We start from the raw sequence: 6,618 nt of genomic DNA on the forward strand, positions 1-6,618 counted from the left end.
CGCCGGCCGCCGCCGGCAACGCGCGCAAGCCGGACCGCCGCGAACGCGCCGACCAGCGCGCGCGCGCGGCGCCGCTGCGCAAGGAAATCCAGAAACTCGAGAAGCGCATGAACGAGCTCGGCGAGCGCAAGCGCGCGCTCGAGGCCGCGCTGCTCGATCCCGCGTTGTACGCAACGCCGTCGGCACGCGCCGCCGAGCTCACGCGCGAGCTCGGTCTCGTCGCCGGCGAGCTCGGCCGCGTCGAGGACGACTGGCTGGCCGCGCAGGAATCGCTGGAACAGGCCGCAGCCGACTGAGCCGACGGCCGCATCACCGTGAACTCACCCCGTACTTTCTTTCCGGAACCGATCCCATGAGCCAACTCATCGCGCCGCACGGCGGCCAACTCGTCGACCTGCTCGTTGCGCCAGCCGAGCGCGAGGCGCTCAAGCACGAAGCCGCCGGCCTGCCGGGCTGGGACCTCAACGCGCGCCAGCTCTGCGATCTGGAGCTGCTGATGACGGGCGCGTTCTCGCCGCTGACGGGCTTCCTCGGCCGCGCCGACTACGACAGCGTCTGCCGCGACCTGCGCCTGGCCGACGGCACGCTCTGGCCGATGCCGATCACGCTGGACGTCAGCCGCGAATTCGTCGACAAGCTCGGCCCGGCGCGGCGCATCGCCCTGCGCGATCCCGAAGGTGTGGCCCTGGCCGTGCTCGACATCGAAGAGGCCTGGGAACCCGATCGCGAGGCCGAAGCGAGCGCGGTGTTCGGCACCGCCGACAAGCGCCATGCCGGCGTGGCCTGGCTGCTCGACCGTGCCGGACCGGTCTATCTCGCCGGCCGGCTGCGCGGTCTCGCGCTGCCGCAGCACTACGACTTCCGCCATCTGCGCCTGAGCCCGCGCGAAGTGCGCGCCCATTTCGACAAGTTCGGCTGGCGCCGCATCGTCGCGTTCCAGACGCGCAATCCGATGCACCGCGCCCATCTGGAGCTCACGTTCCGCGCCGCGCAGATCGCCGAGGCCAACCTGCTGATCCATCCCAGCGTCGGCATGACCAAGCCCGGCGACATCGATCACTACACGCGCGTGCGCTGCTACGAGAAGCTGATCGCGCACTACCCGGAACAGACGACGATGCTGTCGCTGCTGCACCTGGCCATGCGCATGGGCGGTCCGCGCGAAGCGCTGTGGCACGCGATCATCCGCAAGAACCACGGCTGCTCGCATTTCATCGTCGGCCGCGACCACGCGGGCCCGGGCAACGGCGCCGACGGCAAGCCGTTCTACGGCCCGTACGACGCGCAGGAGCTCGTCGCCAGGTATCAGGCGGAGCTCGGCATCACGATGGTGCCGTTCCAGGAAATGCTCTACGTGCAGGAGCGCGCCCAGTACGCGCCGGCCGACGAGATCCAGCCCGGCGAGACCGTGCTCAACATCTCAGGCACCGAACTGCGCCGGCGCCTGCACGAAGGCCTCGACATCCCCGAGTGGTTCACCTACCCGGAAGTCGTGGCCGAGCTGCGCCGCACGCATCCGCCGCGCCACAGGCAGGGTTTCACGGTGTTCTTCACCGGCCTGTCCGGCGCCGGCAAGTCGACCCTGGCCAATGCGCTGATGGTGCGGCTGCTCGAACTCGGCACACGCCCGGTCACCTTGCTCGACGGCGACATCGTGCGCAAGCACCTGTCCTCCGAACTCGGCTTCTCGCGCGAGCACCGCAATCTCAACGTGCAGCGCATCGGCTTCGTCGCGAGCGAGATCACCAAGAACGGCGGCATCGCGATCTGCGCGCCGATCGCCCCGTATGCGGCCGCGCGCCAGGACGTGCGCGAGATGATCTCGCAGTACGGCCAGTTCATCGAAACGCACGTCGCGACGCCGCTGGACGTCTGCGAACAGCGCGATCGCAAGGGTCTTTACGCGCTGGCCCGGGCCGGCAAGCTCAAGGAATTCACCGGCATCAGCGATCCGTACGAAGCGCCGGAGACGCCGGAGCTGCGCATCGACACCAGCGAGATGAGCCCCGACGAGGCCGTGCAGCGCATCGTGCTGAAGCTCGAAAGCCTGGGCCTGATCCGGCCGCGCGACTGACGCTCCGCGGCCCCGGCGCGGAGCGCCGGGGGCCGCGCCCGCATTCACTTCGCCGGCTTGGCGGCGATGGCCTTCTCGATCGCGGCGACGAGTTCGGCGTCGTCGGGTTTCACCTTGCTCGGAAAATCGGCGATGACCTTGCCGTCGCGGCCGATCAGATACTTGTAGAAATTCCAGCTCGGGTAGCGCCCGCCGCTCGCATCGGCCAGGCGCACGTACAGCGGCGTGGCTTCTTCCTTGGTCACGTGTACTTTTTCGAACATGGGAAATTTCACGCCGTAGGTCAGCGTGCAGAATTCCTGGATCTCCTTTTCGCTTCCGGGCTCCTGCTGCTTGAAGTCGTTGGACGGAAAGCCGAGCACCGCGAAACCCTGGCCCGAATACTTGGCGTGCAGCTGCTCCAGTCCCTCGTACTGAGGCGTGAAGCCGCACTTGCTCGCCGTGTTGACGATCAGCAGCACCTGACCGTCGTACTTGTCGCAGAGCGACACCTTTTCCTTGCCGGCCAGCGGCCGGTACTCGCTGTTGAGCAGATCGCTGCAGGCCCAGGCCGGTCCCGCGGCGGCGGCGGCGAGCAGAAACGCGGATACGAGACGACGCATGAGAGTCTCCGGGGTGGTGGAACACCTGGCGAGCATACCCGTATGCGAAATCTAAGTTACGGTTTTTTCAGTGGGTTTACGCCCCGCCCCTAATTTTCTTGACGACCGGCGCAAAAACCGCTTGACCGATTTCGATATGGTGTTATAGTTCACTACAACACCACTCAAGCCGAGCACTGCCAAGGAGCCGCCATGAAAATCAGCACCGTGACCACCGTACTGATCGCGTCCTTCGCCTTCGTCGCCGGCGCCGCCATCGAAAGCCATACCCGCGAAACGGCTGCGCCCGCCACTACGGCCACCCACGCGCCCCCGCACAAGATCGCTCCGGAACGCGTGACCACCCTGGTCACCCTGCCCGAAGTCACCGTGCGACCGAGCGCCGAAGACATCGCGCTGGCCTATGCCCAGCCGGTCGCCGACATCGGCTCCACGGGCGACGGCGAGCATGGCGTGCCGGATTCCCCGATACGCCGCAGCGCCGGCAAGGGCGGTTTCGACATGCCCTACTATTCGTTCGGCAAAGTGCTGCCGCAGGTGAGCCAGGACTGACCCTATGACCATTACGTGGAACGACAACACGCCGATCTATCTGCAGCTGCGAGACCGTGTCGTGGCGATGATTCTCGACGGCGTGTTGAACGAAGGGGACGCCCTGCCCTCGGTACGCCAGGTCGCCGCGGATTTCCAGCTCAATCCGATCACGGTGTCCAAGGCGTATCAGGAATTGGTGGATGAACAACTGGTCGAGAAACGACGGGGACTCGGTATGTACGTCAACGAAGGGGCGCGCGAAGCCTTGCTCAAGAACGAACGCGAGCGCTTTCTGCGCGAAGAGTGGCCGGCCCTGTACGCGCGCCTGAAGCGTCTGGGCCTGGACGTGGAGAAACTGGTGCAGGACAGCCGCAAGACGGAAGGAGCCTCCTCATGAGCGCGGTGGTACAGGCACGCAACCTCAGCAAGCGTTTCGGTGCGACCGCGGCACTGGACGACGTCAGCTTCACGATCGAGGCCGGCCGCATCGTCGGCCTGATCGGCCCCAACGGCGCCGGCAAGACCACCGCGCTCAAGGCCATCCTGGGCCTGACCGATTTCCAGGGCGAGCTGTCCGTGCTCGGCATGGATCCGCGCAAGCAGCGCCACGAGCTCATGCAGCAGGTCTGCTTCATCGCCGACGTCGCCGTGCTGCCGCGCTGGCTGCGCGTCAGCGAAGCCATCGACTTCGTCGCCGGCGTGCATCCGCGCTTTTCGCGCGAGAAATGCGAACGCTTCCTCGCGCGCACCAAGCTCAAGCCGCGGATGCGCGTACGTGAAATGTCCAAGGGCATGATCGTGCAGCTGCACCTGGCGCTGGTCATGGCCATCGACGCGCGCCTGCTCGTGCTCGACGAACCGACGTTGGGTCTCGACATCCTCTACCGCAAGGAGTTCTACCAGAGCCTGCTCAACGACTATTTCGACGAGCAGAAGACCATCGTCATCACGACGCACCAGGTCGAGGAAGTCGAGCACATCCTGACCGATCTGATGTTCATCCGCGACGGCAAGATCGTGCTCGACGCGAGCATGGACGCGATCGCCGAGCGCTTCACCGAAGTCATGGTCAACCCGGACAAGGCCGCCGCCGCGCGTGCGCTGCAGCCGATGGGCGAACGCCAGATCTTCGGCAAATCCATCTTCCTGTTCGACGGCAACGAAAAGCCGCGCCTGGCCGAGCTCGGCGAAACCCGCCAGCCCAGCATCGCCGACTTGTTCGTCGCCACCATGAAAGGAACCTACGCATGAACACCTTCACCTGGCTGCTCAAGCGCGAGTACTGGGAACATCGCGGCGGCTTCCTCTGGGCGCCGCTGATCGCCGCCGGCGTGGTGCTGCTGGTGTTCGCGATCGCCGCGGTCACCGGTCTGTCCCACGCGCCCGTCGACGGCCGTGCGATGATCAACGGCGTGCGCATCAGCGACCTGGCCGCCGCGATGACGCCGGAGCAGAGGCAGCAGATGGGCGCCGGTCTCGATGTCGGCCTGTTCTTCTCCGGCGCGCCGGTCGCGATCACCCTGGCGATCGTGACGTTCTTCTACCTGCTCGGATCGCTCTACGACGAACGCCGCGACCGCAGCATCCTGTTCTGGAAGTCGCTGCCGGTATCGGACCTCGAGACCGTGCTGTCCAAGGTCGCCGCGGCGACGCTGATCGCTCCGCTGTTCGCGCTGGCCGCCGCTCTCGCGCTGATGCTCGGCCTGCTGATCCTGTTCAGCCTCATCGTCGCGTTCTACGGCATGAATCCGTTCACGGTGATCTGGGCCAATGCCTCGCCGCTCAGCGTGCTCGGCAAGATCGCGATGCTGATTCCGCTGAACGCGGTCTGGGCGCTGCCGAGCATCGGCTGGCTCATGCTCTGCTCGGCCTTCGCCAAGCGCGTGCCGTTCCTCTGGGCGACGCTGCTGCCGGTCGCCGCGGGCACCTGCGTGTCGATCTTCGATGCGGTGACCAACCTGCGCATTCCGAACGACTGGTTCTGGCAGCACATCGTGGCGCGCCTGCTGTTCAGCGTGCTGCCCGGCAGCTGGATGGACTTCGATGCGCTGGAGCGCCGCATGGACCACGCCGACGGCCCGCAGGTGCTGCTCAACGCGATCGACATGAACACGATACTCGGCCCGCTGTCCGGTCCGAACATCTGGATAGGCGCCGCGGCCGGCGTCGGCATGATCGCCCTGGCGATCTGGCTGCGCCGCTGGCGCGACGACAGCTGAGCGTGTCGCGCACGGAAGCGCGAGAAAGGCCGCCGCAAGGCGGCCTTTTTGTTTCTGCGGCGCATCGATGTCGTCGTCATGCAGGAATCTGCGATCGTCGGCACATCCGGAACCCGACGCGATCGACACGATCGACAGCGCGATGCGGCGGACCGCAAGCCGCAGCCACGCAAGCGACGCACCGACGTGTCGATCGAAGCAGATCGCAGGCTCGTCCATCCGGCGATTCTGCCGTCACTGCCGGCGCGATTCCGTCGCAACGAACCGCCTGTCGTAACGGCCGCCCCGTCGCCATCGGCCTGGGGTCTTGCGGCGACCGGCGTCCCTCACCGGCACCGCGACGCTTGCCGGGTCGCGCGGAACACTCGCTCCGTTCCGTTTCGCGTCGGGCCCGACTTCCCCGTCGACATGTCCGAGCCGTCCTGGCGGACCCGGCCATCGATCACGATCGTGCATCCTTGCAACGAAAAAGGCCGCCCGAAGGCGGCCTGTTTCGTGATCGCGGCACCGTCGCCGTTGCGACGGCCGTGCCGGAGCGTCACTCGATGTTGTTGCTGAGTACCTTGTACTTGCCGGTCGAGCCCTTTTCCTTCTGCAGGCCGACCTGTCCGGTGTTCAGTTCGCCGTCGAGCCAGTAGCGCGCCAGCTGGCCGCCGTCGCGGCGCACGATCATGGCCGAGGTCTTGCCGAGATAGACCATGTCGCCCTGGACTAGCTGGTCCACGCGCAGGCTGCGGCCGACCGGGCGGCCTTCGGCATAGGACTTCTCCATGTCGGCGCGCTCCGCGTCGCCGTCGGCCGGCACCTTGGCCGAGAAGACCTGCGCCTCGCCGGCGACGCCGCGCAGCGACACATTGCTGCTGCCGGAGATCTTGTTGACGACCTCGAAGCGGTTCTCGGCCAGCGGCTTGAGCTCGGCGCGCTGCAGGTTCAGCTCGCCGCTGAGCCAGTACAGCGCGGTGCCGAGGCTGCTGCGGCGCGAAACGGCGTGCACGTCGCCGTCGATGTAGACCACGTCGCCCTTCTCGAGCTGGGTCTGCTCGATCTCGCCTTTGGCTGGCTTGCCGCCGTTGAGGTTCTGCTCGAAGCGCTGCTTGATCACCGCCGTCGTGTCGACGGCCGGCTTGGCCGGCGGCGGCGCGGCGGGCGCCGGGGCCGGAGCGGGAGCTGGTGCGGCAGCCGGAGGCGG

At 66.8% G+C, this 6,618-nt stretch carries 7 protein-coding genes and 1 pseudogene; 6 read left to right on the forward strand and 2 right to left on the reverse strand.

All coding sequences use genetic code 11. From position 1 onward, the window contains the following. A pseudogene (locus NON22_RS18320) lies at positions 1-296 on the forward strand (ABC transporter ATP-binding protein); the annotation flags it as partial. A gap of 56 nt (positions 297-352) precedes the next feature. Beyond that, positions 353-2,074, forward strand: coding sequence for a bifunctional sulfate adenylyltransferase/adenylylsulfate kinase (locus tag NON22_RS18325; RefSeq protein ID WP_257388395.1), 1,722 nt, complete (start codon positions 353-355; stop codon positions 2,072-2,074). 44 nt (positions 2,075-2,118) lie between these two features. Here the strand turns inward: NON22_RS18325 and NON22_RS18330 are convergent, their stop codons facing one another. Then, positions 2,119-2,676, reverse strand: coding sequence for a glutathione peroxidase (locus NON22_RS18330; protein WP_257388396.1), 558 nt, complete (start codon positions 2,674-2,676; stop codon positions 2,119-2,121). Between the two features lie 192 nt (positions 2,677-2,868). On the opposite strand from NON22_RS18330, the gene NON22_RS18335 reads away from it, so the two are divergent. The 4 genes from NON22_RS18335 to NON22_RS18350 are packed head-to-tail and all read left to right on the forward strand — an operon-like array spanning position 2,869 to position 5,429. Then, positions 2,869-3,228, forward strand: coding sequence for a hypothetical protein (locus NON22_RS18335; RefSeq protein ID WP_257388397.1), 360 nt, complete (start codon positions 2,869-2,871; stop codon positions 3,226-3,228). Between the two features lie 4 nt (positions 3,229-3,232). Beyond that, complete coding sequence (locus NON22_RS18340) at positions 3,233-3,607, forward strand: GntR family transcriptional regulator (protein WP_257388398.1); 375 nt, start codon at positions 3,233-3,235, stop codon at positions 3,605-3,607. Then, positions 3,604-4,461 carry an ABC transporter ATP-binding protein gene (locus NON22_RS18345; protein WP_257388399.1) on the forward strand — a complete coding sequence of 286 codons (858 nt, stop codon included), beginning with the start codon at positions 3,604-3,606 and terminating at the stop codon, positions 4,459-4,461. The genes NON22_RS18340 and NON22_RS18345 overlap by 4 nt, the downstream gene beginning before the upstream one ends. Further along, a complete protein-coding gene (locus NON22_RS18350; protein WP_257388400.1) occupies positions 4,458-5,429 on the forward strand; it encodes a hypothetical protein in 972 nt (323 codons plus the stop codon). Before NON22_RS18345 ends, NON22_RS18350 begins: the two co-directional genes overlap by 4 nt. Before the next feature lie 538 nt (positions 5,430-5,967). Here NON22_RS18350 and NON22_RS18355 read toward each other — a convergent pair. Then, a partial coding sequence (locus tag NON22_RS18355; protein ID WP_257388401.1) for a hypothetical protein occupies positions 5,968-6,618 on the reverse strand: 651 nt, incomplete at its 5' end.

It is taken from the genome of Tahibacter caeni, from assembly GCF_024609805.1.
GTDB classification, from domain to species: domain Bacteria; phylum Pseudomonadota; class Gammaproteobacteria; order Xanthomonadales; family Rhodanobacteraceae; genus Tahibacter; species Tahibacter caeni.